This window comes from Kiloniella antarctica (genome assembly GCF_042682825.1).
Taxonomy (GTDB): Bacteria; Pseudomonadota; Alphaproteobacteria; order Kiloniellales; family Kiloniellaceae; genus Kiloniella; species Kiloniella antarctica.
In genome coordinates this window covers 444,800-469,269 of sequence record NZ_JBHUII010000011.1, presented here as the reverse complement: position 1 = coordinate 469,269, position 24,470 = coordinate 444,800, and the positions used below count along the sequence as shown (strand labels likewise).

The 24,470-nt window shown below is 43.5% G+C and carries 24 protein-coding genes; 5 read left to right on the top strand and 19 right to left on the bottom strand.

The window, feature by feature from the left end; genetic code table 11:
* Positions 1–59 precede the first annotated feature (59 nt).
* Both ACFSKO_RS18225 and ACFSKO_RS18220 read right to left on the bottom strand, forming a co-directional pair.
* Positions 60–239: a hypothetical protein gene (locus ACFSKO_RS18225; protein WP_380254295.1), complete on the bottom strand. Its 180-nt coding sequence runs from the start codon at positions 237–239 to the stop codon at positions 60–62.
* Between the two features lie 151 nt (positions 240–390).
* Positions 391–1,584, bottom strand: coding sequence for an NAD(P)/FAD-dependent oxidoreductase (locus ACFSKO_RS18220; RefSeq protein ID WP_380254293.1), 1,194 nt, complete (start codon positions 1,582–1,584; stop codon positions 391–393).
* 282 nt (positions 1,585–1,866) lie between these two features.
* Between ACFSKO_RS18220 and rplM the strand changes: the two genes are divergently transcribed.
* Together rplM and rpsI are read left to right on the top strand one after the other, a co-directional pair.
* On the top strand, positions 1,867–2,331 hold the full coding sequence (rplM, locus tag ACFSKO_RS18215; RefSeq protein WP_380254291.1) for a 50S ribosomal protein L13: 465 nt from the start codon (positions 1,867–1,869) through the stop codon (positions 2,329–2,331).
* A gap of 3 nt (positions 2,332–2,334) precedes the next feature.
* Positions 2,335–2,817, top strand: a complete 483-nt coding sequence (rpsI, locus tag ACFSKO_RS18210; protein ID WP_380254289.1) for a 30S ribosomal protein S9 — start codon at positions 2,335–2,337, stop codon at positions 2,815–2,817.
* 206 nt (positions 2,818–3,023) lie between these two features.
* On the opposite strand, the gene ACFSKO_RS18205 is transcribed toward rpsI, so the two are convergent.
* From ACFSKO_RS18205 to ACFSKO_RS18190, 4 genes are all read right to left on the bottom strand, one after another.
* Complete coding sequence (locus tag ACFSKO_RS18205; RefSeq protein ID WP_380254287.1) at positions 3,024–3,599, bottom strand: SLOG family protein; 576 nt, start codon at positions 3,597–3,599, stop codon at positions 3,024–3,026.
* A gap of 170 nt (positions 3,600–3,769) precedes the next feature.
* The gene (locus ACFSKO_RS18200) at positions 3,770–4,582 is read right to left on the bottom strand and encodes an NAD-dependent epimerase/dehydratase family protein (RefSeq protein ID WP_380254285.1); all 813 of its coding nucleotides are present in this window, start codon (positions 4,580–4,582) and stop codon (positions 3,770–3,772) included.
* 41 nt (positions 4,583–4,623) lie between these two features.
* The gene (locus ACFSKO_RS18195) at positions 4,624–5,514 is read right to left on the bottom strand and encodes an SMP-30/gluconolactonase/LRE family protein (RefSeq protein ID WP_380254283.1); all 891 of its coding nucleotides are present in this window, start codon (positions 5,512–5,514) and stop codon (positions 4,624–4,626) included.
* Complete coding sequence (locus ACFSKO_RS18190; protein ID WP_380254281.1) at positions 5,514–6,578, bottom strand: threonine aldolase family protein; 1,065 nt, start codon at positions 6,576–6,578, stop codon at positions 5,514–5,516. Before ACFSKO_RS18190 ends, ACFSKO_RS18195 begins: the two co-directional genes overlap by 1 nt.
* A gap of 169 nt (positions 6,579–6,747) precedes the next feature.
* Here ACFSKO_RS18190 and ACFSKO_RS18185 point away from each other — a divergent pair, with 169 nt between their 5' ends.
* Complete coding sequence (locus tag ACFSKO_RS18185; RefSeq protein WP_380254279.1) at positions 6,748–7,233, top strand: Lrp/AsnC family transcriptional regulator; 486 nt, start codon at positions 6,748–6,750, stop codon at positions 7,231–7,233.
* Between the two features lie 19 nt (positions 7,234–7,252).
* Here the strand turns inward: ACFSKO_RS18185 and ACFSKO_RS18180 are convergent, their stop codons facing one another.
* From ACFSKO_RS18180 to ACFSKO_RS18150, 7 genes are all read right to left on the bottom strand, one after another.
* Positions 7,253–7,999, bottom strand: coding sequence for a sulfite exporter TauE/SafE family protein (locus tag ACFSKO_RS18180; protein WP_380254277.1), 747 nt, complete (start codon positions 7,997–7,999; stop codon positions 7,253–7,255).
* Between the two features lie 271 nt (positions 8,000–8,270).
* A complete protein-coding gene (locus ACFSKO_RS18175) occupies positions 8,271–9,479 on the bottom strand; it encodes an aminotransferase-like domain-containing protein (protein ID WP_380254275.1) in 1,209 nt (402 codons plus the stop codon).
* Positions 9,480–9,636: 157 nt separating this feature from the next.
* Positions 9,637–10,236: a class I SAM-dependent methyltransferase gene (locus ACFSKO_RS18170; RefSeq protein ID WP_380254273.1), complete on the bottom strand. Its 600-nt coding sequence runs from the start codon at positions 10,234–10,236 to the stop codon at positions 9,637–9,639.
* 2 nt (positions 10,237–10,238) lie between these two features.
* Positions 10,239–12,065: a TRAP transporter permease gene (locus ACFSKO_RS18165; RefSeq protein ID WP_380254271.1), complete on the bottom strand. Its 1,827-nt coding sequence runs from the start codon at positions 12,063–12,065 to the stop codon at positions 10,239–10,241.
* 93 nt (positions 12,066–12,158) lie between these two features.
* Complete coding sequence (locus tag ACFSKO_RS18160) at positions 12,159–13,115, bottom strand: TAXI family TRAP transporter solute-binding subunit (RefSeq protein WP_380254269.1); 957 nt, start codon at positions 13,113–13,115, stop codon at positions 12,159–12,161.
* Between the two features lie 211 nt (positions 13,116–13,326).
* Positions 13,327–14,361: an aldo/keto reductase gene (locus ACFSKO_RS18155; protein WP_380254267.1), complete on the bottom strand. Its 1,035-nt coding sequence runs from the start codon at positions 14,359–14,361 to the stop codon at positions 13,327–13,329.
* Positions 14,362–14,483: 122 nt separating this feature from the next.
* Positions 14,484–14,753 (bottom strand): hypothetical protein, encoded by a 270-nt coding sequence (locus tag ACFSKO_RS18150; RefSeq protein WP_380254265.1) that lies wholly within the window; start codon positions 14,751–14,753, stop codon positions 14,484–14,486.
* A gap of 391 nt (positions 14,754–15,144) precedes the next feature.
* On the opposite strand from ACFSKO_RS18150, the gene ACFSKO_RS18145 reads away from it, so the two are divergent.
* A complete protein-coding gene (locus ACFSKO_RS18145) occupies positions 15,145–16,278 on the top strand; it encodes a M14 family metallopeptidase (RefSeq protein ID WP_380254263.1) in 1,134 nt (377 codons plus the stop codon).
* Positions 16,279–16,331: 53 nt separating this feature from the next.
* The gene (locus ACFSKO_RS18140) at positions 16,332–18,290 is read left to right on the top strand and encodes an ABC transporter substrate-binding protein (RefSeq protein WP_380254261.1); all 1,959 of its coding nucleotides are present in this window, start codon (positions 16,332–16,334) and stop codon (positions 18,288–18,290) included.
* Between the two features lie 49 nt (positions 18,291–18,339).
* Here the strand turns inward: ACFSKO_RS18140 and ACFSKO_RS18135 are convergent, their stop codons facing one another.
* Genes ACFSKO_RS18135 through ACFSKO_RS18110 form a run of 6 tightly spaced genes read right to left on the bottom strand, consistent with a single transcriptional unit; the run spans position 18,340 to position 24,412 of the window.
* Entirely contained in the window at positions 18,340–19,119 is a 780-nt protein-coding gene (locus ACFSKO_RS18135) for an MBL fold metallo-hydrolase (protein ID WP_380254259.1), read from the bottom strand.
* A 4-nt stretch (positions 19,120–19,123) separates the two neighbouring features.
* Positions 19,124–19,912, bottom strand: coding sequence for a TatD family hydrolase (locus ACFSKO_RS18130; protein ID WP_380254257.1), 789 nt, complete (start codon positions 19,910–19,912; stop codon positions 19,124–19,126).
* Complete coding sequence (gene metG / locus ACFSKO_RS18125) at positions 19,912–21,501, bottom strand: methionine--tRNA ligase (protein WP_380254255.1); 1,590 nt, start codon at positions 21,499–21,501, stop codon at positions 19,912–19,914. The genes ACFSKO_RS18130 and metG overlap by 1 nt, the downstream gene beginning before the upstream one ends.
* A 7-nt stretch (positions 21,502–21,508) precedes the next feature.
* Positions 21,509–22,615: a DNA polymerase III subunit delta' gene (locus tag ACFSKO_RS18120; RefSeq protein WP_380254253.1), complete on the bottom strand. Its 1,107-nt coding sequence runs from the start codon at positions 22,613–22,615 to the stop codon at positions 21,509–21,511.
* Entirely contained in the window at positions 22,599–23,249 is a 651-nt protein-coding gene (tmk, locus tag ACFSKO_RS18115; protein WP_380254251.1) for a dTMP kinase, read from the bottom strand. The genes ACFSKO_RS18120 and tmk overlap by 17 nt, the downstream gene beginning before the upstream one ends.
* Before the next feature lie 5 nt (positions 23,250–23,254).
* Positions 23,255–24,412 (bottom strand): D-alanyl-D-alanine carboxypeptidase family protein, encoded by a 1,158-nt coding sequence (locus ACFSKO_RS18110; protein ID WP_380254249.1) that lies wholly within the window; start codon positions 24,410–24,412, stop codon positions 23,255–23,257.
* Positions 24,413–24,470: the final 58 nt, after the last annotated feature.

The following is a 24,470-nucleotide window of genomic DNA, read 5'->3' as shown; positions in this document are numbered from 1 at the left end:
TTTTATTTATGAACTACGCGCTATGAGTTAAACAAGGAATTTCTGGAGGTCACGAAGGATCAGATAACCATAGAAATTGAGCTGCCACCCTTGGGTTCCAGAATTCTTTTTACCAACTCACGATACTCGACGTCCCATACCAGGCGGTCAATATCGATATTATCGTTCTCTTCGCTGTAAGAACAATTGAGTGGTTTTTCCTGCTTATCCAAGCGGTATGTTTTATCAAAATTTCCCATGCCATTATCTTAAGCAGAAAAATCGGCGCGGTGGTGGGGCAAAAAAGTGGTAAGAATGTGATCACAGGCAGGTTCTGTAACCAATTCAAGGTTGGAAACGGTTAAACTCTATATTTTACAACGCTTTGAATTGGTTAACTAAAATTAAGAATTAGATTACATTTAATTCTTTAACAGGCGTATTTTTAAGAATCCTTGAAAACTCAAAGACCGACAAATCAAGACTCCGATAGTTCCCATGCAGAACAAGTTCAGATAATGCACGTCCAACGGCAGGGGCTTGTTGTAAACCGTGTCCGCTAAATCCATTAGCAAAATAGAGATTATCTATTTGTGGGTGCGTTCCTAAGATAACATTCTGATCCAACAGATTGTAAGCATAGTGTCCGGCCCAAGAATTTATTTGTTTGATACTCTCAAAAGCAGGGACCCGGTGAGCCAGTGTTGGCCAAATTGCTTCATCAAACAGATTATAATCGACTTGATAGTCAAAATTTTCAGGATCGTTGTTTTCATGCGGAGAAACTCCGCATATAAAATGCTCCCCTTCAGGGCGAAAATATACTCCGCTGTTATCGACGACTAACGGACAGTTTGTAATCTGATTCCTACAGTGAAAGACAAAGACGCAACGTTTTCGACTTTCAACGGGAAGATTGATTTTAACCATTGACGCAATGTTGGATGCTGCAGGACCCGCAGCATTGATAAATGCTGTCCCTTGGATTGTTTGCCCCGTTTTTAATGTGACAGTTGAAATTTTATTATGATTGTATTTAAGCTCCACAACCTCGTCATATATATATTCAACACCCAGCTCTTTATTTTTTGCTCTAAAAAGCTGCAATAAACTATAAGCATCAAACCATCCTTCCCCTTGATTACCCAAAGATCCAAGAGAGAGATCATCACAGTTCATCCAGGGGAAACGCTCACCGAGTTGTTTAGGCGACAGCAAGCCTATATCAGCCCCTAATTCTTTTTGAACAGCATTATTGTTTCTCAGAACCTCTTGACCGTCACCGCCAGCAAGTAAGAGGTAGCCTTTTTCCTGTAACCCAATATCAAGATCAGAAGCTGATTGGATGCCATCTCTTAGGGCGAGGTGTTCACTAATGTTTCTTAAAAACTCTATACCGAACAAAGATATTTTAATATTCTCTGGCGTGGAAAATTGCTGCCTGATTGAAGCTGCAGAAAGAGTTGTTGATGAGCTTTTATAGCTGCGGTCTTTTTCTAATACTGTTACTTTACCGTCAAAGGTTGGATCGCTTGCAATAAAGAAAGCCGCTGCGCTTCCAATAATACCACCACCGATAACGACAACATCCGATGTAAGATGCATAAACACTCCGTTAGTTTATATTTTATACAAAAATACATTTAACGTATTTAAATACAGGATCAACAGAATTTGGTTTTAATTTTATAAAATAAGAACAAAAAAGATAATAATTTTGAGGTAATATAATACCTATTTTTTAAGATATTGTTTTTATTGATTTATTTAGATTCAGTAAAAGTTAAACTGTTTGACAGCACTATATCTTTGTAATAGAACCCAACCACGCAAGAGCACTATGTGTGTCTTGCTCCCTATTACAACAGTATGCAGTGGCTCTGTTATATGAAAACTTATTCTGCTAAACCCGCAGATATTGAAAAAAAGTGGTTCGTGATCGACGCTGAAGGCGTTGTTCTCGGTCGCTTGGCTGTAGAAGTCGCAAATATCTTACGCGGAAAAAACAAAGTGACTTATACTCCACATATGGATTGTGGTGATAACGTCGTAATTATTAATGCCGAGAAAATTGCCCTTACAGGCAACAAACTCGCTGACAAAAAGTACTACTGGCACACCGGCCACCCGGGCGGTATCAAAGAACGTACAGCTGGTCAGATTCTCGAGGGTCGTTTCCCTGAGCGTGTGGTTAAAAAAGCTATTGAGCGTATGGTACCAAAAGGTCCACTCGGTCGTCAGCAAATGAGTAACCTTCGTGTCGTTGTTGGTCCTGACCACAACCACGAAGCTCAGCAGCCTGAAGTTCTGGACATTGCGTCTAGAAACATCAAGAACAAGAGGAGCCAGTAATCAATGGCTGAAGAAATTCTCAACTCTTTGAGTGATCTTGGTGATGTAACTCCTGTTGCTGAAGAAAGCGCGATTGTTGCTGAACCTAAACTCGACGCACAAGGTCGTGCTTACGCAACTGGTAAACGTAAAGGTGCTATTGCACGCGTTTGGCTCAAGCCTGGTACTGGTGTTATTACGGTTAACGGTCGTGAAGAAGCAGTTTACTTCGCACGTCCAGTTCTTCGTATGATGCTTGCTCAACCATTTGAGACAGTTGAACGTTCAGGTCAATTTGACATCGTTTGCACTGTAAAAGGTGGTGGTCTTTCTGGTCAGGCTGGTGCTGTTCGTCACGGTATCTCAAAAGCTTTGACTTATTTTGAGCCAGGCCTTCGTCCTGCTCTGAAAGCTCGCGGCTTCCTTACACGTGATGCACGTGTTGTTGAGCGTAAAAAATACGGTAAGGCGAAAGCCCGTCGTAGCTTCCAGTTCTCAAAGCGTTAAGCTTCGAAAACAGAAGTGCAGAATTTTTGGAAAAGGGCTGCCGTTTGGCGACCCTTTTTCTTTGTCGGAAATAAACTTATCACTATTAATGAAAGAGGAGGGGGGAAGGATCGTTAGAAAAGGGTCGATAACTCGGCGAACCGGCGTCCACACCCGGCATCAACACAATGATCAAGGAAGAATTCATAATGGTATGAATTTCCGGCTTAAGCCAACTTACTATGGTGCCGTTCGCGAACAGACTTTAAGATTATAATCGTGTCTTCTTCCAAAAATCCCTGTTCAATTAAGCCGTGAATCGCTTCTTGTGGAATGACGGGAGCTTTGGGATCAGTTACTTCCCATTCCCAGTGGTTATGTTGAAATACAAGGCGGCCTTTACCAGACCAGTAATATTCTAGGATAGCTTTCTCAGCTTGCTCCATTTTTCGCCAGTCAAAACCATAGATCTGATGTCGAATATCAATTCCTGCATTCGAAGATTCCCTTAGCATACAGCTTGCTCCGGGACTTTTACCATCCCACAACAGAATCAATCCGTCGGCATACTCAGCCATGTCTCGATTTCTAAGTTCACCAGCTTCGCGGCCATATTTCACCCAATCAGCATACAGAACTTTTTTAGGGATATTCTTACCCTTGGCCCAACGCTCACCAAGTTCGTCAACACCACGACAACCACCAGACACAACTTCTTCAATTGGCCAGTCAATGCTTTCAACAAAAGTTTCCAAAGCGTCGTAATCATCAATTGTACGCGAACCTGCAATGATAACTTTCATAGAACACATCCTTGGCTTTTGAACGAGAATACTAAAGTCAGGACAATATCCTTTTAAACTTTAAAAAGCACTGAGAGTTATTGTCGCAAGCGTTGATATTTTCCATAATATAGATTATGCGAATCAGTGGTGATAACAATAATCCGCATAACAAAGCCCCTTTAAGTTTTTTATTGAGATTTTAAAGTCTGATCAAGGTTCCCACAAAAGCCAACGTCTGATGCACTGCCGCCGTGTGTTACTGACGCAACAGGTCCAAGCGCACTCCCATTGCGTTCTATTTCTTTCCGGTAATCTTCTGCATTTGATTGTGGTTCGTAGCCAAGCCATTCCACATGAGAGTTATCGACCCGTGCCCTCGTATTGTTTGAAACACCAAACACACGGAAAAAGTGGAAATCAGGCGCATCGATACATTTATCAAATAAATGCACACCATCCTCATGACTAAGCCAGGTTGATAACATTCTTGTATCAACGGGTTTGCTTTCAAATGATGCAACACGTAGACACGCAACAGATAGGCCAAATTTGTCCGCATACAAGCTTGCAAGCGATTCACCAAAACCCTTTGATACTCCATAAAACCCACTTGGACGAAGTCTTGCCGTATCAGAAATTGTGGTTTCAATAGGATGAAAACCAACGGCCTGAATAGAGCTAGCAAAAATTACACGTTTAACACCAGAAATGCGCGCTGCCTCAAACACATTATAAGTCAGATTATAATTTAACGGAAAGATCTGTGACCAGTCCGCTTCATCGGGGTAGGCTGCAAGGTGGACAATAATATCTATGTTTTCCATTGCCTTAACCACGGCATTCAAATCCGTTGCATCAACTTTCAAGTGACATTCATTGTCTTGTTCATCCCCTAATGGGGCAATATCCAACAAGTGAAGACACCGATCGTTTCTTTTTAAACCTTGTCGCAAAACTCGACCAAGACGACCAGCAGCACCCGTAATCAATATGTTTTTCAATTTAATCTCCAATTTGTAGGCTTTTTTTAGCCTTGCAGTCTTCAACCGTTAAAGCGGTTCATTTTGAGTCCGGAAACACCCGGTTTAATTGCGAAAAGGCCACCCGCGGAAGGTTGTTCTTCAAGTTCTTGTGGCGTAAGATCTTCACGTGCGGTTGTGATGTAAAGCGTTGAGAGATCTCCTCCCCCGAAGATACAGGACGTCACATTCCTGACCGGCAAATGAATGACCTGGAGAATGTCTCCCTCAGGAGAGTATCGTGTCACTTGACCACCAGCAAAATGTGCACTCCACAAACAGCCTTCAGCATCAACAGTTGCCCCGTCCGGGCGTCCGTTTTCTTTGGGAACCGTAGCAAAGGTTCTTCCCCATGAAATTCTCCCTGTTTCCAAGCAGTAATCATAGGCACTGATGGTTTGTGTTGGCGTATCGGCGAAGTACATGGTCTTACCATCCGGGCTCCACGCAAATCCATTACTGGTTTTAATACCATTGAGCATTTTTCTGACCTGTCGATCCGGGGTAACCCTGTATACTGATGCAATTGGTTTACGTAGTGCCGGATCAGAGACTTCATGAATAGTCCCACACCAAAAACGCCCAACAGGATCACATTTCCCATCGTTCATCCTGTTTTCAATCAACTCATCCTCGACAGATGATATTTGCTCTTCTATCCCTGTTTGAAGGTCATAAAGCACAATTCCGTTTTTCGTGGCAATGATCATACCAGATGTATTCTGTCTCAGAGCAAACGAGCCAAATTTAGATGGGGTTTTCCAAACGTCTATTTTCCTCGTTGAGGGGGCATATCTGAAAAGCTTTTGCTCTGTTATGTCGACCCAATAGAGTGTATTTTCCACTTCATCCCAAACAGGCCCCTCCCCAAGTGTATTTTTGACATCAGCAACGCAAATTAATTCGTTGGACATTATATCTTACCTTGCCGTTTTGCTACGAGTGAAGATATCTGTGCTAAGGCCATATCAATATCATTCTCAGATACATCAGCATGGGTCACGAACCTAAGACGATTTTTCTTGGGTGGCAGGACAAAAACGCCAACATCCCTCAGATCATTGTAAAAATCATTCGGATCTCCTAATTCAGGAGGAATAAAGCACATGACAATATTGGTATCTACGGCGCTCAGATTTACGGATAAGCCCATTTCACTTATACCCTTTGCCAACTTTTGAGCAACGTGATGATCCTCACGAAGACGATCAACGTTATATCGCAGTGCAAATAGGCCCGAAGCCGCGAAAATACCCGCTTGACGCATCCCTCCTCCAACCATTTGCCGCCAATGTCTGGCTTCTTCAATAAAATCTGCGCGTCCCGCTATAAGCGCACCACCTGGTGCGGCCAGACCTTTGGACAGACAAAAAGAAACACTATCCACATCCTGAACCAAATCAGCCGGTGTAGCCCCCAAAGATATCGATGCATTGAACAATCGCGCGCCGTCCATATGAAGAGGAATAGACCGAGCTTTGGCAAATTCAGAGATGGCTTGGATATGATCAAGGCTAACACAACAGCCCCCGTCCCCATTATGGGTGTTCTCAACAGCAATCCCACCGAGTGAGGGGCTAAGAATTGATGGGTGAGAACCCGCAGGTATTACCAGCCAGCGCTCATTCAACATATCAAGGTCAAAATATCCATGGATGGTCTGAACTGGGTAAGAAGTCAACCCACAGACAGAGGCCAGATGCCCTGTTTCGTTGAGGTGTAGATGTGATGTTTCACTGAGTATCATGGCTTTGCCCGGTGAAACCTGGCTACGCACAGAAATCAGATTTCCCATGGTTCCACTTAAAACAAATAGAGCCGCTTCTTTGCCCAGAAGTTCAGCAACATGGTCTTCAAGCTTTCTAACTGTGGGATCTTCCCCGTAAAAATTATCACCAACTTCAGCATTTGCCATACAATGCCGCATTTCCTCACTCGGCTTGGTGAGTGTGTCACTCCTGAAGTCAACTCTACGCATTGAGCACCCTGTGTTCTTTAAAATACAATCATAGTCGTCATGGTTACAGGTGCATTATGTTGGATTCTTTTGGAATATATAATCATAATCATTGAATATATGAAGTATGACGACATATTATTGACGTATTTTGAATTTATGGATCAAAACTGGATTAAGGTTAATCACGATGACATCACGACGGGCTGATCTGGATCAGGTTGATCGAAAAATACTGAATATCCTGCAAAACAACTGTAAAATCACCAATGTCGAACTGGCAGAAATGGCCGCAACCTCTGCGCCATCCTGTCTGCGACGGGTTAAACGATTGCGTGACGAAGGCTATATAGAACGGGAAGTTGCCCTCGTTAATCCGGAAAAAGTTGGAGCCAGTTTGGTGGCAATCTCGGAAGTACGATTAACTGGACACAATTTACAGGCACGAGAAAAAGCAATCCAAACTATCCGCAATATTCCCGAAGTTACTCAGTGTTATAACGTCACGGGAGATAAAGACCTCCTTTTTATCGCCATTTTGACAGACATGGCCGATTTTGAAGAAACCATCACAGAACCCTTGGCCGCCATACCAGAGATCCGTTCTATCAATAGCTATTTTGCGATCAAACGGGTTAAATTTGCCCCCATGATCCACTTTGATGAAGAGCGCTGAAATCGTTCAGATTATCCTCTCAAGTGACTTGAATAATGGCCTGATAGAGCATTCTGAAAGCCAATAGTGTGAGGACAGTGTTAAAGACGATCTTGAACATGCGTTCGGGGATCCGCCATAGAATAGATCGACCTGCCAATGACCCCAAAAAACCAGATAGTAACATCGCAACTAACAAGCCGACCCAAGGCGTGAAAACAAAACCCAAAAGCCCCAATGCGATAATCTTTAAGCTATGTTGCAAGAGCATAATAGCCGCATGGTTTGAAACAATCTCCAAGTGGCTCAATTTTGATTTTGGTAGAAATGCTGCAGCGATAGGCCCGGAAGCTCCGATAAACATGGAGGTAACAGCTGAAATAACGCCACCAAAAACAAGAGATTTCCGGCCATTGCTAATGTTCTTAAACTTAGGCCCCCACGCGCTGTAGAGAATAAATAACCCCATGATTAACTGTAGAAGATAAAGTGGTAGTGTCACCACGATTTGACTGGCAAAAGTAATGCCAGCAATTCCGCCCAATGAAAACCAGATTACGATTTTCCAGTTAATATGACGACGCAACAAATACGCACGACTGGTATTATTCGCGGTTTGTACCGCACCATGCAGAGGGATGATGGCGACAACAGGTAAAACATTAGCCATGATCGCCAGCATCACTAATCCACCTCCCAGCCCCACGGCAGTAGTGATACCGGACGTGATAAAGCTGGCCGCTATAAGCAGCAAGGTAACTTCAACAGTTAAGTCTGCTGGAATCAAAAAATTAATAATGTCTTCCATGTATTAAAAGGATATCTTTAGATTTAAATTTAAAGGCAGAAAAAGTAAAATCAACGACACTCCTACCTTTTCAGATGCATATTTTAAGGTGTGATCAGGATCATAACCATCGGATTTACTTAGAGCAAATTTCTCGAAAACAGATGAAAATTTTCTAGCTACCCATACGATAAAAGGGGACAACGTTAATTGCCCCCTCACCGTATCACGATAGTAAATTCTAGAAACTAAATTTGTTAGGTTAAAAGTCTCATACAGATTTCAACAACATACCTAGCCTGCGAATACCTTCGTTGATGGTCTCTTCATTTGCCTGTGAAAAGCTCAGACGCATTGTATTGCGGTTCGATCCGTCTGCGTAGAAAGCGTGACCGGGAACAAAGGCAACCCGTTGAGTTTCGATTGACCTGGCCAAAAGATCGGCGCCATCCCATCCTTGAGGAAGGGTTAACCAGACAAACATCCCGCCTTCCGGTTTTGTCCAGCTTACGCCTTCGGGCATGTGTACTTCCAGGGCAGAAAGCATACAATCGCGACGGGCGGAATAGGCCACAGAAATCTTGGCAACCTGTTTGTCAAAACCTTTGGACGCAACTTCATGGATTGCAATCTGGTTGATGGTCGAAGAATGCAGGTCTGCGGCTTGTTTCATCAAAACCAGTTTGCTGATCACAGGCTGTGCAGCGCAGACCCAGCCCACGCGCAACCCCGGCGCAAGCGTTTTGGAAAAACTACCGCAATAAAGGGTTCTGGTTTTATCAATGTGTCCATTGCGTTCGATATCAAGGGCCAGTATCGGCGGGATGGCTTCGCCGTCATAACGCAGGGACTGATAAGCGGCATCTTCAATCACTGGCATGTCCAGATCTTGTGCAAGATCGAGAAGGCGTTCGCGACCGGGACGATCCAGCGTTTCACCCGTTGGGTTGGCAAAGTCGACTGACACATAGGCGAACTTAACCCGACTGTTGTTATCGGCCGCAGTATCCCGGTATTCCGCCGCAGAACGGTTGCCGTTGGCCATCAAGCGGTCATACACAGGCTCATAGGCATTGAAGGCCCCAAGAGCGCCCATATAAGTCGGCCAGGTTACAAGAGCGGTATCATTTGGAGACAACAACAGCTTACCAAGATAATCCAACGCCTGCTGAGATCCTGAGGTAATGAGGATATTATCAATGGAACAGTGAATGCCCAGTTTTTCCATTTGCCCGGCAATCCACTGACGCAAAGGGACATAGCCTTCACTAACAGAATATTGCAAAGCAGCGGTTTGTTTTTCACCGCTCAAAGTATTGGTAAAGGCCTGCTGGAATTCTTCCGTAGGAAAGAGTGCGGGATCTGGAATACCACCTGCAAAGGAAATGATATCTGGCTGGTCTAAAAGTTTAAGTAACTCCCGGATTTCCGAGGCTTTCATCCGCGATGATCGCGAGGCAAATACGTTTTCCCAGTCCATGAACCACAACTCCTGTTAGTTTAGAAATTACCAGTACTTCAGGACACGTATTTATGTCAATAATGATGATATAATTATGATGCTTGTCGTAGATAACTCTCGGTCAAAACCCTTAAAATATAGAGGTCACTTATTTCATTATTAAGTTTTTTTTCGGTCAGGTTTTGTACAACGCATCCACCCAAATCCAGCGTGTCGGCTTATTATCGCTTCCAAAACCATCAATCGTCTCAATTTTCTCTACTTGGAACCCACTGTTTTTTAATAAAAATTTTAGTTTTTCAACATCCATCCCACAAAATTTACGACCAAACTTATCAACCCAATCTTGATCTTTTTCCTTAAAACTGGCTGTTAAGCCCCCTCCTCTCTTAAGACTATTAGCTATGAGATCAAATATTTTTGCTAAATTATCCGAAGGCACATGGAGTAAGGAAGCTGAAGCCCACACACCATCAAATTCATTATGAAATTCAATTTCAGAGAAATCTTTAACCAGAACCTCCCGTTCCGTTCTTTTCTCAGCCAAAGCCGCGAGCTCTGTTGATCCGTCTAATAGGGTGACATTAAACCCAGATTCCATAAAAGTCAGGGCATCATGTCCCCCACCGCACCCCAGCTCGAGTATTTTATTCCCCGGCAAGAAGCGGGATATAAAGGAGGCTCGCTTTATCAGGAAATCTTTGTCGGGTTCTCTTTTTGCATATTCTTCTGCATTTTTAGCATAATACCGAAGTGTGTCTCCCTTTACCGTCAAACTTATATTACCTCCAAAAAAAAGATAACGACCAATCCCAACCCAATAATACCGACCTTTGGTAGGATCGAACGTGCTGCGATAAGTCCATAAGATATGCAGCTCAGTCCTAGTCCAATTTGAACAAAAGCAAGCATTGCCAATACCGGAGAACTCGACAGGGCAAGGATATCCGGGTTCGCAATCATGCCGAGGGGAATGATATAGAGCCCGACCCCCAATGACATGGCCGTTAAGGCAACCTTAATCCAGTTTTCGCCGATCATCCCCGCAGCGATAAAAACGGCTCCGCAAACCGGTGGGGTAATCGTGGAAAGCAGGGCGAACCAAAAAACGAACAAGTGTGCTTGAAGTGGCTCTAATCCTAGCGATATCAAGGCAGGGCCTGCAACCGATACACAGATCACATAAGCCGCCGTTGTTGGGACTTCCATCCCCAAAACAAGGCACGCAATAGCCGTTAGAAATAAGGATGGCCAGAGTAACCCACCAGAACCGGACAAGATCATCGAGGTGATCTTTACCCCCAATCCAGTGATAGAAAGAACACCGATAATAATGGAGGCACACAGAATGATGGCAGCGATCATTGAAACTTGTTTGGCAGAGTTTATAACTGCATTTTCAAATCGTTGTGAGATTTCTTTAAGATCAAAACTTAGATTTTTATTACCACACAACATCACCGCGCCAGCGATAATCGCCATACAGGCAGCGTATTGAGGGGTAACCCCAAGACCAAACATTCCCGTAAGAAGCACAGTGAAGGGAACAAGAAAGAAAGCAGAGGTAATCAGAACATCTTTCAGCTTTGGTTTGTCTTTATCAGCAATACCCTTGAGGTCATGATCTTCTGCATAGGCGTTTATCCCCACCCAAACCGCAACAAAATAGAGAACAGCAGGTAATAAAGCGGCTGCCATGATACTGGTATAAGGTACACCTGTAAGCTCAACCATGACAAAAGCCCCTGCCCCCATAAGTGGCGGCATGATCTGGCCACCGGATGATGCAACCGCTTCTACCGCCGCCGCCAGACGCTTGGGGTAGCCGAGCTTTGTCATCGCTGGCAGAGTAATCGCGCCTGTTGAAGCCACATTGGCTGATGCTGATCCAGATATAGAGCCAAACAGGGCGGAAGAGATTACGGACACCTTAGCAGCCCCCCCTTTTAGCCGCCCAGCCGCCGCAGCAGCGACATTCATAAAGCCTTGCCCGGCCTCACCTGCATTCAAGACGGCGCCAAAAATAACGAAGATCGCAACAATGCCGACAGATACACCTGTCAAACTACCCCAAATCCCACCTTCGGCAATGGTCAGTGTGCCCAAAAAGCTATTAAGTGGCGTTCCTGCGTGCCCAAATTCCCCTGGAATGTATTGCCCCAATACTCCGTACAGCAATGCCAAGGCAGCAACGATCGGTAAAGGCCAACCAATCGCCCGTCTTGCCGCCTCCAGAATGACGCCCAGAAGGGTTATCGCCATAACGGTTTGCAGATCGTTTTCCAAAAAACCGTATTGATCTGCAAGAATGTCGTGATTTAAGGCAATCCAGATACAACATGCTCCAGCTGCAATCGTCAGCACTCCTCCGCTCACTTTAGAACCCCATCCGGTAGTTCTGGAACTAAAAACCAAAATCCAAGGCAGAATAAGCGCCATGTGAAGGGGGCGGCTCACCAGGTTTGGCACCAAGCCTGAAAAGATCAAGCTTAAGTGAAAAGCCACCAAAACAGCTGCCAACGCAAACAGGGCAAAGCGATGCAACTTAGGCGTTTTGATTTCCGGGGAGATAGGTTCTTGTAGAACTTGGGTTGGGTCAACCATAGAGCGGTACTTTATGAAAAGAAGAAAAAATCCCGACCATTATTATAACGGTCGGGATTATATTTGAATACACAGACTTAAAACATAAAAGAGCTATTTTTGAGCATCGGTAAGACTGTATCCTTTTTCAACGTAATAACGGACCGCGCCAGGATGAATTTGCCCCTCGATGTTTGCCATTAGCCCCTTGTCCACACCATTCCACCAAGCGGCAGATACACCCATTTTTTCTTTTTGTTCCCAATAGGTTTTGGTCAAAGAATAGGCTGTATCATCATCCATCGCTGTGGTCGTATAAGCAACCACGGGCAAGGATGTGGTTGTAATATCATTTTCTTGTCCGGCATAGGTTCCTGCTGGAATGGTGAGCTCCGAACGTTTGGATGCTTTAATCTGATCGTTGCTCAAAGAAAGAACATGCACACCGGTTGAAGCTGCTGCCTCAATTACATTTGGTGCGGGCCAGGAACCCGCAGTGACAAAGCCGTCAATTTGACCATTTTTAAGTGCGGGAACAGCATTGGATAGTTCAACGTTAGCCAATTCGACCTTACTTTCCAAACCAAACAACTTTAGATATTTAGCGCCTTCTTTTGCACCAAATGATCCTTTTCCAAGAAGGATTTTTTTACCTTCTAACCCAGCAAAACTGGTTACACCACTTTCGCTTGAGACCACAAAATGCATTGTCAGTGAAGGAATAGGGAAAAGCGCTCTGATTTCATTAAATTTGGGATCACCTTTGCCTTCAAACATGGCTTTACCTGCTTTGGCAAGGCGTACAAGCGCTGGAGGTGTGGTAAAAACATAATCACCGCCACGGGCACGAACTTCCATGACGTTTTGAACTGAGCCCTGACTTTCTTCCACGGTAACGATTATTTCCCCCTCAGTTCCAGCTTTCATAGCTTCTGAGATTTGAACCGCCATTTGATAATATGAAGATGTGGTCTTAGCTGATTTGTAGGTAATCCGAGTTTCAGCAAGAGATGGCATTATCACAGCAACTGACATCATGGCAGCAAGACTGATTTTCTTCATGTGTTTCATGATTTATTCCATAGGTGTTCGTTTTGAGATTTTATAGCTTTAGAAAGGTGAGCACTGTTCAAAGTAACGATATTCAACATGTTAGGATGCGTGCCTACAAAGTGTCAATCTTACCTCTGACCAGCTTGAAAATACATCAGTTATAATTTCCAAGCTGATATTGGCAACAGCTAACACTATAATAAAGGCAGCTTGAAATTATTTTCATTCGTTACAAATCGACTTTACGTCCTTCCAATGGATAGCTGGGATCAGTGTATCCTGGTGTAGAAGCATGCCCGGCAGCGACTAACCCGTTGAGAAGCTCTTCATCTTCTGCATCATAAGGATAAGATAATGCACTTAGATATCCTTGGAATTGCTCCAAAGTCCTTGGTCCAGCAAGGATAGAGCTAACGTACTGATTAGCAAGCAACCAGCCAATGGCAAAATCGACAGGGCTGTACCCTTTCTTTTCACAATGATGTTTAATTCTCTGGACAATTTCGAGTGATTCCGGTCGCCATTCCGTTTCCATCATACGCTTGTCGGCCGCACCAGCTCTACTGTCTTTATCCGGTGATACATTCGAAAGATACTTTCCTGTTAGAACGCCTCTCGCCAGTGGGCTGTAGGGAACAACGCCCAGACCATAGTAGTTGGAGCTGGGCAAGACTTCTACCTCTGGCTGTCGATTCAAAGCATTATAATAAGGCTGACAGACAATAGGCCTTAGAATAGACAATTGATCACAAAGGCGACAAATTTCTGCAATGCGCCACCCCCTATAGTTACTCAAGCCAAAATAACGAATTTTACCTGATCGAATGAGATCCCCCATTGTCTGTACCGTCTCCAACAAAGGAGTACCGTGATCTTCGCGATGCAAATAATAGATATCAATAAAATCGGTTTTTAAGCGCGAAAGCGAAGCCTCGACAGCCCGCATGATCCATCTACGACTCAAACCTTTTTTCTGTGGATCAGATTGCATTTGATTGGCCACTTTTGTTGCCAGAACCCAATAATCACGATCGCCCTTGATAGATTGGCCTACAATTTCTTCCGACCTTCCTTCATTATAAACATCGGCTGTGTCAATGAAGTTCAGCCCAGTTTCTCTGGCTGAAGATATGATTTCCATCGAATGAGCATTATCAGTACGTCCACCAAACATCATTGTGCCAAGGCAAATGCTCGATACCATCAAACCAGAATTACCAAGCGAGCGAAAATGCTTATCCCTATCCAAAGGATTTGATTTCATATTCATATGACTAGGTTTACTTTCATTAGAATGGGCAAAAATTAAAATAAGAAAAAGGTCAATAAATAACAAATAGTTACTTATTGACCTTAATCGTACACATCAAATGATAAACGTAAATATTAAAGTGCAGCAGGATAATCTTGTAGTGAATTCCCGAAGGTATAATCAGTCCACTTCAAAAGAATCACACCAACTATAGCAACAACAGCAGCAATAAGAGCTGAATAAATCAATGGTTCCAAAAGTAACTGACTATTATTTCCCAAAATGGGAAGAAGGCTTGCAAATGCACTTGCGGCAAAAATTGTAGCCAATAGGGTTCCAATTCGGCTTAACACCCAACCGGAAGATTTAAGGATCACTGGTAAATAGGAGGGTAAATCACGCATGATACAACTACCTTTCTATGCAGTAAGGAGCTAACACTACCTGTTGTTGATTATCTTTTCAATCCTGTGCGCAAATTTGCCACAAAGATTAACGTTTAAAATTGATTGTAATGATGAAGATATCTTGAACCGACAGTCACTGTATCCCGACAGCAAATTAAATTTCTCAAATGCTTAGATCCTTTCTATGTATTATTTACCCGTGAATTTTAAGAAATAAAAGTTTCATCGAAATTTTGGTTAAACGCGACCAATTTAGAAGAAACGGCTAAGAGAATCGCTTTGAACATAAAAAAATATCCTTAAACCTAAAGACTGTTCTTGCTGCCTATTTCACTTAGGGTATGCTGTTATTAAATAATTTTTGACCGTAAGTGAGCGATATTTTCCCATGATCCGTATTTCAAGTAATTTTGATTCAGGCAACATCAGTTGCCTTTCTTCTGACAACGCAAAAGATATCCAGTTGGAAATCGAAAAAGATACCAACTCCCATTTTTATCAATGGTTTTATTTCAGAATGACAGGTGCACAAGATCAAGCCTGTACACTCAAAATACTGAACGCCGGTGGCGCAGCCTATCCTGCTGGATGGGAAGACTATCAAGCAGTAGCATCATACGACCGGGAAACCTGGTTTCGGATTCCAACTACATCCTACGACGGTGAAACCCTCACTATCGATATTATTCCTGATTATAACTCTATCTACTTTGCCTATTTTGCCCCCTATTCTATGGAACGTCATGCCGACTTAATTGCAGATGTTCAACATGCCCGTTGCGTTGATTTGGAAATCCTCGGCAAAACTCTTGATGGGCAGGATATGGATCTTTTGACAATTGGGGAGCCTGACAAAAATAAAAAGTCATGTTGGATTATCGCGCGACAACACCCCGGTGAAAGTATGACAGAATTTTGGATGGAAGGCTTTTTAGAACGTTTACTTGACGAAGATGACCCTGTCGCCCGTGAATTATTGAAAAAAGCTGTCTTCTATGTTGTCCCCAACATGAACCCGGATGGTAGCAGACGCGGTAACCTACGGGTTAATGCCATTGGTGCAAACCTCAATCGGGAATGGCAAGCTCCTTCTCTAGAGAAAAGCCCTGAGGTTTATTATGTTCGTAATAAAATGATGGAAACAGGTGTTGATTTTATGTTCGACATCCATGGTGATGAAGCAATTCCGCATAATTTCATCGCTGGAACTCACGGGATTCCATCTTTTGATGACCGTCTTTTAAACCTGTTAAATCAATTTAAAGCCTATTATATGGAAGCGAACCCTGATTTTCAGGTTACGTATGGGTATCCTCAAAATACGCCCGGAAATGGTAACCTGACCATGTGTGGCAACAATACAGCCGAAACTCATGACTGCCTTGCCATGACGTTGGAGATGCCGTTCAAAGATACTGACAACAATCCAAACGAGTTTGAGGGCTGGTCTCCAGATCGCTCGTTCAAACTCGGTGCTAGCAGTCTTGATCCGCTTTATCGTTTAATAGATAACCTGAGATAAAATGTTTAATCGCTTGTATAAAAACAAATAATGACAAATTTTGTGAGGAATAAATGAGGCTCGGATTATCTGGTACCCTCGTAAAAAATAAGCTAAAAGTGTTGGTATTGACAGCAGCGATGTTCTCTACACAAAATGCTATTGCCGAGATTTATTCCTCACCACAATCAACTCTGGTGCGAGACAACCTCAAAGAAACACCTCTTTTTTCTTCGAGCGTAGCGAGTGGTAAGCTTCCCCCCATTGCTGAACGTCTCCCCAAGTCTCCTTATGTTGTTAAACAAACCCATGAATGGGAACCAGGACAGCACGGCGGAAGCATTCGAAGCCTGATTGCAAAATCCAAAGATGTTCGATTGTTTTCTGTTTACGGATACGCTCGCCTCGTTGGCTACACGCCCGATCTAGATTTTACAGTTGATATTCTCGATAATCTAGAAGTAGAAGAAGGTCGTATCTTTACCTTGACCCTGCGGAAAGGGCATAAATGGTCTGACGGACATCCTTTTACTTCTGAAGACTTCAGGTATTTTTGGGAAGATGTTGCGAATGACAGTAACCTTCATCCTTTTGGTCCGCCAGCAGAGCTCATTATTGAAGATCATCTTCCAACCGTCGAAATATTGGACGAAATCACAATAAGATACAGTTGGCCAGTTCCGAACCCTTTTTTCCTTTCACAACTCGCTGCTACCAGACCTTTGTTCTTGTACCAACCCGCACATTATATGAAGAAATTTCACGCAAAATATGTGCCTACAGACCGACTTGAAGAAAGGGTCACAAAAGCAGATGCCCGTAATTGGGTTCAATTGCATAACCGTCGTGCAAGGCAATATAAATTTACCAACCCTAAATTGCCAACACTTCAGCCTTGGGTAAACACCGTAAAACCACCATCGACAAGGTTTATAGGAAAGAGAAACCCTTTTTATCACAGGGTGGATGAACTCGGCCAACAACTCCCCTATGCTGATGAGATGATCCTTGCAGTCGCCGGTGGTGGATTAATTCCAGCAAAGGTTGGAGCTGGTGATTCCGATATGCAATCAAGAGGATTAAGTTTCTCTGATTACACTTTTCTAAAGGGAAGTGATAAACAAAATGGCTATACAGTGCGTTTATGGAAAACAGTACGCGGCTCGCACTTTGCTCTCTACCCTAATTTGAACGCCAATGATCCAGAATGGCGAAAGCTTAACCGGGACAAACGTTTTAGACATGCACTCTCCTTAGGTATTAACCGCCACGAGTTAAACCAAGTGCTCTATTACGGCTTAGGGCGCACAGGAAACAATAACATCCTACCTGGCAGTAGCCTTTACACTGAAGACTATTTCAAACGTTGGACGCAATATGATCTGGCGAAAGCAAATGAACTCCTCGATGATATCGGACTAATAGAACGTGACGAGGATGGTCTTCGATTGCTTAGTGACGGTCGTCCTATGAAGATTATTGTTGAGACCGCTGGTGAAAATAGTGAAGAGGTTGATACTCTTGAATTAATTAGCGATTCTTGGCTGAAACTGGGTATTAAGCTTTATCCAAAACCTTCACAACGGGAAGTTTTAAGAAATAGAATTTTTGCTGGCGAGACCAATATTTCACTGTGGTATGGTAACTTAAACGCCCTCCTAACTCCTCACTCATCTCCAGAAGAGTTTGTCCCGCGCTTACAACAGTCTTTCCAGTGGCCCAAATGGGGACAATATATTGAAACCAAAGGTAATGCTGGTGAAGTTGTCGATATTGAAATTGCCCGAGAGCTTAATGATCTTTATCTCATGTGGCTTACAGCAAAGTCATTAGAAGAGAAAAAATCAATCTGGAACAGAATTCTACTCATAAACGCAGAAGAAACCTTCACGATTGGACTTGTTGCTGAGATTCCGCAACCAGTTGTTCTCTCCACTAACCTAAAGAATGTACCAGAAGATGGTTTTTATAACTGGGAACCTGGCGCTCTCATGGGGATTTATAAACCGGATGGCTTCTGGTTTGAAAAATAATACAAGGGCGGTGTTTTTCACCGCCCTTGTTTGCAATATCCAGATTTCTTTACGGGATTTCTATTATTAATCCATCATACCCCGGCTCGACACCTGTAGGGCAGTTAGAAAGCAGGTCGTCATAATCGACTTGCTGGTTCATGTGCGTTAACACAGCTCTCTCTGGATTCAGTCGATCAATCCAACTCAGAGTCTTTTCAAAATGAGCATGCGAAGGGTGTGGCTCGTAGCGCAGGCAATCAACAATCCAGTATTTGATACCAGCCAACGTTTCAAATGCACGCTCATCCAAATCGAAAACATCAGTCGAATAGGCAAAATCACCAAATCGAAAGCCAATTGACTTTGTGCTACCATGATCCTGATAAAAAGGAATAATATCAATTGAACCAATGGTAAAAGGACCATTGATCGTTTGATCATTCATCATTGGAGTATAACTACTTTCCGGGTCACATGATGACGTAAATGCATACGGAAAGCGAGACGTGATTGTCTCACGATCTGATTCATCCATATAGGCTTCTATGGGGCCGCCAGCTTTGTATGATAAATATCTAAGCTCATCTAAACCATGCGTATGATCAGCGTGATCATGGGTGTAGAGCACTGCATCAATATGCTCTACACTGGCATCAAGTATTTGGTTACGAAGATCCGGCCCTGTATCAACGAGTAAACAGGTATCTTCATGTTCAACAAGCACAGAAACCCGGCGCCGTCTATTTTTGGGATTTTCTGGATTACAGTTCCCCCAGTTTCCCCCTGGTGTTCCTGAACATATTGGAACACCACCCGAACCACCACACCCTAACATCGTAATTTTCATAGGACTAATTCACTATTGGTCGTTGTGCCTTGGTAAAAAGGCGGTAGAAATTGTCACTGGTCGTAGAATGAATTTCTTCGACACTCACACCTTTAATATTAGCCAAAGCTTCTGCAGTATGGCGAACAAAGGCAGGTTCATTCTTCTTACCACGCATTGGTACAGGCGCAAGATAAGGACTATCGGTTTCAATTAAAAGCCTGTCTAAGGGCGCATTCGAAATAGTTTGGCGAATATTTTCGGCGGATTTATAAGTAATAATACCCGACAAAGAGATATAGAACCCCATATCCAGAGAAGCTTTGGCCAATTCTGGCCCAGCCGTGAAGCAGTGTATTAACGCAGGATAAGCACCTTTTTCGTATTCTTCCCTCATAATAGAAACAGTATCGTCATCGGCGTCACGCGTATGAACAACGAGCGGAAGTCCGGTTTCTCTTGCAGCAACGATGTGAGCACGAAAACTCTCAGCCTGACGTTCACGTGGTGCATGATCATAATAATAATCAAGACCGCTTTCACCAAGGCCTATGACTTTAGGATGTTGTGATTTTTCAATCAAAAGATCTGGCGCAGACAAGCCTTCAGACTCTGCTTCATGCGGATGAACCCCGATCGTGCAGTAGATATCATCATTAGCAACCGCAATTCCCAAGATAGTATCAAATGTCGAAAGCTTGGTGCCAATAGTCACCATACAACCGATACCAACATCCCGGGCTCGCTTTAAGGCGCCGTCTAAATCACCATCTTTAAGAAAATAATCTAGGTGACAATGAGAGTCGACAATCATTACGCCCCCTCTTCTTCCACATAGCGCGGGAAGATACCTTCAGGTTTATCGATAGCAATACCCGACTGTAAAGGCGTTGTCAGATGACTAAACACGCGAACATCAGCAGGCAGACTTAACTGATCCAACATTTTGTTCATAGATTGAGGCATCACAGGTTGCAACAATATCGCAATCTGACGAATACTCTCTGTGAGAACGTAAAGAACAGTTCCCATACGCTCCATATCGGTCTTACGAAGTGCCCATGGCGCTTGTTCGTCAACGTATTTATTGGCAGAGGAAATAACTTCCCACACAGACTCCAAACCTTTATGGAAGTTCTGCCGATCAAATTCGGTTCGCAATTTCTGATGTAGGCCAGATACACTATCAAGCAAGAGTTTATCCGCATCGGTAAACAGGCCGTGTTCAGGAATTTGTCCATCACAGTTTTTGAAGACCATTGAGAGAACACGCTGGGAAAGGTTACCAATATCATTGGCAAGATCCCCGTTCATACGTGAAATAATCGCACGTTTAGAATAGTCACCATCTTTACCGAAGGGAACTTCTCTCATCATAAAATAACGCACTTGATCCAGCCCGTATTCGTCAATAATCGCAAGAGGATCAATAACATTACCAACAGACTTGGAGATTTTCTGACCTTCATTTGTCCACCAGCCATGTGCGTAGATACGCTTGGGAAGCGGCAGATCAGCGGCCATTAGAAAAGCGGGCCAATAGACGGCGTGGAAACGAAGAATGTCCTTACCAACCATGTGTACCGTGGCCGGCCAGAACTCTTTATAATTCGAATTATTTTCGTCAGGATATCCAACCGCAGTCAAATAGTTGGTTAAGGCATCAAGCCAGACGTACATGATGTGTTCATCATTGCCCGGAACAGGGACGCCCCACTTGAAGGTTGTCCGACTTACAGACAAATCGCGAAGGCCACCTTTGACAAAGCTGATAACCTCGTTACGACGACTATCCGGCAAGACAAAATCAGGGTCACTTTCGTAAAGCTCGAGCAATTTATCACCAAAGGCAGATAACTTGAAGAAGTATGACGGTTCTTCCACCCACTCTACTTCGGCGCCTGTCGGGGCAATTCTTTTGCCATTCGCATCTTTTGTAAGTTCTGTTTCCGTATAAAAAGCTTCATCACGAACCGCATACCAACCGGCATAGCTTCCGAGATAGATGAACCCCTTATCTTCAAGAACTTTCCAGATATGTTGACAGGCTTTTTTATGGCGTTCTTCAGTTGTCCGAATGAAGTCGTCATTTGAAAAGTTACAAACTTTAGTTAAATCTCGGAAATTTTGTGATACTCGATCCGTAAAAAGCTGTGGGTCAATGCCCGCCTTTTCAGCTGATGCCTCTACTTTTTGACCGTGTTCATCCGTTCCTGTTAAGAACTTAACATCATACCCATCAAGGCGTTTGAAACGTGCAAGGACATCGCATGCAAGTGTCGTATATGCATGACCGATGTGTGGCTTGTCATTTACATAATAAATGGGTGTCGTGATGTAAAAGGATCCGTTTTTCGATCCGCTCATGATGAACTCCTGATAACAAAGCGCGCCATTGGGCAAGTATGCATCAGGACAGAAGTGTTTGGATCTCCATAAAGGTCGTCACTACCACTTGTTTTTTGTCCAAATTTGCATGTGTTGCACGGGCATAATTAGTCGAGCACTTCTCCCACAGGCCGAGCCATTGCGCAAGACCATGTCGCTCAATTAATGAAGAGATAAGTTTCTGTTCCTCAGGAATAACCAACTCTGGAATTTTGCCTTGCCCTGAAATCTTGGTCAAACGCGCCAACCACCACAGAAATAACTCCATTCCCGTTTTAAAGGCTTGTGGGTCTGAAACACTTAATTTATCCGCAAAGGCATACAATCGAACCATATCAAGGTTCGGTAGTGTTCCAAGCAATGCGATCATCTCTCGGTACAAATCAAGGCCACCACCAGCCCATAAATCAAGCGCTTTACCAACAGAACCTTCTGACAGCCTTGAAAGTTGAGCGGCATCACTCTCTGAAATTTCAGGAGCCTGCTCTTTTAAAAGCGTAATAACAGTCTGTTCGGTCAAAGCCGTCAATGGAAGATGACAACACCTAGAATGTAAGGTTTGTAATATTTGACCAGGAAGATGACAAACTAAAAGGAGAACCGTTTTTTCAGGCGGTTCTTCCAACACTTTAAGTAAAGCATTAGCAGCATTTCGGTTCATCTCTTCAACGGCATCAACGATAACGACACGCCACCCGCCTTCAATAGACGTTTTATGAGAAAATTTGACAATTTTACGGACGTCATCAACAGGGATAGATGTACGCATTTTTCCCTTTTCATCAGGGCTGAGTTCTAGGGTAACTAAATCCCCATGACCACGTGCAGCAATGCGTTTCGCGACCGGGTTTTCCGGTCCAATATCCAGTGATGTCGGCGGCGCCTGCTCACCAAATAACCCTTGGTCAGCATCACCTTCATTCATTAGAAAACGCGCAAACCTATACGCAAGCGTTGCTTTACCAATACCCTTAGGCCCAGTGAACATCCAAGCGTGGGGCAGTTTTCCTGAATTATACGCCTTTATCAAAGTACTCTCGGCCTGAGGGTGCTCAAGAAGGGTTTGTGTAATCCGGGGATGAATCCGAGAATTATTGTCTTCTTCTATTTTTTTAGCAGCTTTGGCCATGTATCATCTTTCCATACTTGGCCATGATAACTTTGATAACGTCGTTTGTGACTTCATTTTCCGATTTGGTCGCATCAATCACAATACAACGATCCGGATTGGATTTTGCAATAGACAGAAAACCTTTCCGCATTCTTTCATGAAAAGACACATCCATTGACTCAAATCTATTTTCTCCTACTGCATGACCCTGGGTGCGTTGTAAACCCAAAGAAACTGGAAGATCAAAAATGAGTGTCAGGTCTGGTTTAAAGTCTCCAAGGACCCATTGGTGCAAACTTTCTATACTATCCATTCCCAGTCCGTGCCCGATACCTTGATAAGCAATAGACGAGTCTGCGAAGCGATCACAAAGAGTCCATTTCCCCGTGGCCAGTGCAGGTTTTATCGTTTTTTCGACATGCTCTTGTCTGGCAGCAAACATTAATAACGCTTCAGTTTTTGGAGTCCATAAAGAGACATCGCCTCTGACGAGCAGGTCTCTAATTTTCTCTGCTCCAGGAGTGCCACCAGGTTCTCTCGTTTGGATATTTTTTATGCCGTTATCAGTGAGATAATTTGATAAAGCTTTGATTTGAGTGCTTTTTCCCGCACCCTCACCGCCCTCAAGTGAGATAAAAACGCCCCGTTCCATAACTTTTATGACTTACCTAAAATCAGATAATTTAAAGCAGAAACAATTCGACCAAAGCCACCCTCTCTTTCCACTGAATTTGCTGCAACCAATGGAATTTCTACAGTATCGATATCAGGTGCTTCAATCTTTAACGTACCCAATCGTTCACCTTGTTCAATGGGTGTTTGGATCGGCCCCATATAGCTAACAGTTGCCACCATCTTGTTTTTTGCATTTCGCGGAAGGGTCATAACAAGATCTTGTTCAGGAACCAAATTGATTGTTTTATCCGTCCCGAGCCAAACATCTGCAGATTCAACAGTCTCTCCTGCTTTAAATAGTTCAAAATTATCAAACTCTCTAAAGGCCCAAGACACCAATCGTGCTGACTCTTCTGATCTTTCCTTAGCGCTTTTCATACCATTCAAAACAAGAATAATGCGTCTATCACCTTGTGCCGCAGATGATGTGAGACCATAACCTGCTTCTTCGGTATGTCCTGTTTTTAGACCATCAGCACCAATATTTTTATATAAAAGAGGGTTTCTATTATCCTGTTTTATCCCTGACCAGGTAAAGGATTTTTCAGAATAAACCCCGTAATATTCTGGGAAATCAGTAATGATGCGATCTGCAAGTGTCCCAAGGTCTTTCGCTGTCATTCGCTGTCCAGGATCAGGCCACCCTGTAGCGTTTGCAAAACTACTATTTTCAAGTCCAATTTCACGCGCTTTTAATGTCATTTCCTGGGCAAAGTTTTCTTCCGAACCACCAAGACCCTCCGCGACAACGATACAGGCGTCATTTCCAGATTGAACAATAATTCCTCTCAAAAGGTCGAAGATAGAGATTTCAGTCCCAACCTCGACAAACATTTTTGAGCCACCCTTACGCCATGCATTTTCACTGACAGGAAGTTTATCATCCAAGGACAAGCGTCCGTCTTTCAAGCGCTCAAACACCATATAAGCGGTCATGATTTTACTCATAGACGCTGGTGGCATGGATGTCTCAGCATTTTTATTTAACAGAACTGTTTTTGTCGTATAGTCGATCAAATACGCTTCACGAGCTGAGGTATCAATTGCAGCACTAGGTTGAGAGAGAGCCAGTAAACAGGCACCCCCTAAAAGAAGGGATTTTAGGGCAAAGCGGAGAGATGGCATCTTTGAGTTTAGCAAATTTTTGACCTGGTCTTCTGGAAAGTGAGAGTAAAAATGTTAACGAGAACCAAATTTA

What these genes read in the sequence shown, in the direction of transcription:
- ACFSKO_RS18130 (WP_380254257.1), bottom strand. Translation starts at nt 19,912, where the DNA reads ATGATTGTCGACTCTCATTGTCACCTAGATTATTTTCTTAAAGATGGT.
- ACFSKO_RS18225 (WP_380254295.1), bottom strand. Translation starts at nt 239, where the DNA reads ATGGGAAATTTTGATAAAACATACCGCTTGGATAAGCAGGAAAAACCA.
- ACFSKO_RS18185 (WP_380254279.1), top strand. Translation starts at nt 6,748, where the DNA reads ATGACATCACGACGGGCTGATCTGGATCAGGTTGATCGAAAAATACTG.
- ACFSKO_RS18155 (WP_380254267.1), bottom strand. Translation starts at nt 14,361, where the DNA reads ATGAAATCAAATCCTTTGGATAGGGATAAGCATTTTCGCTCGCTTGGT.
- ACFSKO_RS18205 (WP_380254287.1), bottom strand. Translation starts at nt 3,599, where the DNA reads ATGAAAGTTATCATTGCAGGTTCGCGTACAATTGATGATTACGACGCT.
- rplM (WP_380254291.1), top strand. Translation starts at nt 1,867, where the DNA reads ATGAAAACTTATTCTGCTAAACCCGCAGATATTGAAAAAAAGTGGTTC.
- ACFSKO_RS18140 (WP_380254261.1), top strand. Translation starts at nt 16,332, where the DNA reads ATGAGGCTCGGATTATCTGGTACCCTCGTAAAAAATAAGCTAAAAGTG.
- rpsI (WP_380254289.1), top strand. Translation starts at nt 2,335, where the DNA reads ATGGCTGAAGAAATTCTCAACTCTTTGAGTGATCTTGGTGATGTAACT.
- ACFSKO_RS18145 (WP_380254263.1), top strand. Translation starts at nt 15,145, where the DNA reads ATGATCCGTATTTCAAGTAATTTTGATTCAGGCAACATCAGTTGCCTT.
- ACFSKO_RS18165 (WP_380254271.1), bottom strand. Translation starts at nt 12,065, where the DNA reads ATGGTTGACCCAACCCAAGTTCTACAAGAACCTATCTCCCCGGAAATC.
- ACFSKO_RS18150 (WP_380254265.1), bottom strand. Translation starts at nt 14,753, where the DNA reads ATGCGTGATTTACCCTCCTATTTACCAGTGATCCTTAAATCTTCCGGT.
- ACFSKO_RS18160 (WP_380254269.1), bottom strand. Translation starts at nt 13,115, where the DNA reads ATGAAACACATGAAGAAAATCAGTCTTGCTGCCATGATGTCAGTTGCT.
- ACFSKO_RS18190 (WP_380254281.1), bottom strand. Translation starts at nt 6,578, where the DNA reads ATGCGTAGAGTTGACTTCAGGAGTGACACACTCACCAAGCCGAGTGAG.
- ACFSKO_RS18120 (WP_380254253.1), bottom strand. Translation starts at nt 22,615, where the DNA reads ATGGCCAAAGCTGCTAAAAAAATAGAAGAAGACAATAATTCTCGGATT.
- tmk (WP_380254251.1), bottom strand. Translation starts at nt 23,249, where the DNA reads ATGGAACGGGGCGTTTTTATCTCACTTGAGGGCGGTGAGGGTGCGGGA.
- ACFSKO_RS18135 (WP_380254259.1), bottom strand. Translation starts at nt 19,119, where the DNA reads ATGAAAATTACGATGTTAGGGTGTGGTGGTTCGGGTGGTGTTCCAATA.
- ACFSKO_RS18195 (WP_380254283.1), bottom strand. Translation starts at nt 5,514, where the DNA reads ATGTCCAACGAATTAATTTGCGTTGCTGATGTCAAAAATACACTTGGG.
- ACFSKO_RS18220 (WP_380254293.1), bottom strand. Translation starts at nt 1,584, where the DNA reads ATGCATCTTACATCGGATGTTGTCGTTATCGGTGGTGGTATTATTGGA.
- ACFSKO_RS18175 (WP_380254275.1), bottom strand. Translation starts at nt 9,479, where the DNA reads ATGGACTGGGAAAACGTATTTGCCTCGCGATCATCGCGGATGAAAGCC.